Annotated in this window: 1 protein-coding gene and 1 pseudogene; both read right to left on the bottom strand. The window is 73.1% G+C overall.

Annotated elements, in window-relative coordinates; all coding sequences use genetic code 11:
* Positions 1–36: 36 nt before the first annotated feature.
* Positions 37–153 (bottom strand): annotated as a pseudogene (locus F4X11_25475) (uracil-DNA glycosylase).
* 265 nt (positions 154–418) lie between these two features.
* On the bottom strand, positions 419–1,041 hold a 623-nt coding region (locus tag F4X11_25480; protein ID MYN68327.1), incomplete at its 5' end, for a bifunctional 4'-phosphopantothenoylcysteine decarboxylase/phosphopantothenoylcysteine synthetase.

Here is a 1,041-nt window from a genome sequence, read left to right on the forward strand (position 1 = left end):
ACTCGCGGCGCCAGGGTAAGTTTTTTAAACGCCACCCCCGGGGGCCTCCCCTACGAACACCCGCGCGGCGGCGCCCCTGCCTACGCCGAAGACGAGGTTGGTGCGGCCGCCGTGCAGCTTGCAGCGCGTGCAGTCGCCCAGGTCGTCGCGAATTCCCTGCAGGCGTTCCTCCGGCGATGCCCCCCGCGGCGTCGCCGCCGGCGCCGGCGCCCACAGCGAATCCGTCGTCCAGGACGGGGTGACCTCGACCGCGCCCGCGCCGGTCGCCGGGACTTCCTCCGGCGCATCCATCGGACTGCGGTCGGCCGGCCGCGCGCGCCACGCCGGATCGCGGCTGAAACCTTCGACGCCGAGCTCCTCGAAGAACCGCAAGTGCTCGGCGAGTTGATCCCGTTCGGTCATCGGCGCAGTTCCCGAATCATGCCGTCTCGCTGCCGGAGCCGAGCCGCGCCTCGATCCGGTCGAGGACGACACGGGCCAGATCCCGCTTCGAGCGTCTGGAGACCGGCTCGACGCCGGCGTCGCTCACCAGCGTCGCCACGTTCGTCTCCACCGCGAATCCCGCCCCCGGCTCGGTGACGTCGTTGGCGACGACGAGGTCGACCCGTTTGCGGACGAGCTTTGCGCGGGCCCGCTCGACGGCATCGCCCGTCTCTGCCGCGAACCCCACCAGCACGGGCCGCGGCGCATCCCCGCGGCGCGCCCCGAGATCCGCCAGCACGTCGGTCGTGCGGCGCAAGGCAACCACCAGATCGGCATCCGCCTTGCGAATCTTCGCGGCCTGCGGACCCGCAGCCGGCGTGTAGTCCGCCACCGCCGCGGCCATGACCACGGCGTCGACCGCACCGTCGAACGCGAGCCGGACGACCTCGGCGTGCATCTCGCCGGCGCTGCGGACCGCGGTCACCTCCACCCCTGCGGGCGGCTCCAGAGCCGTCGGACCACTGACGAGCAGCACACGCGCTCCGCGGGCCGCCGCCTCGGCCGCCAACGCGTAGCCCATGCGCCCGGTCGAGCGATTGCCGAGGTAGCGGACGGGAT

This window comes from Acidobacteriota bacterium (assembly GCA_009861545.1).
Classification (GTDB): domain Bacteria; phylum Acidobacteriota; class Vicinamibacteria; order Vicinamibacterales; family UBA8438; genus WTFV01.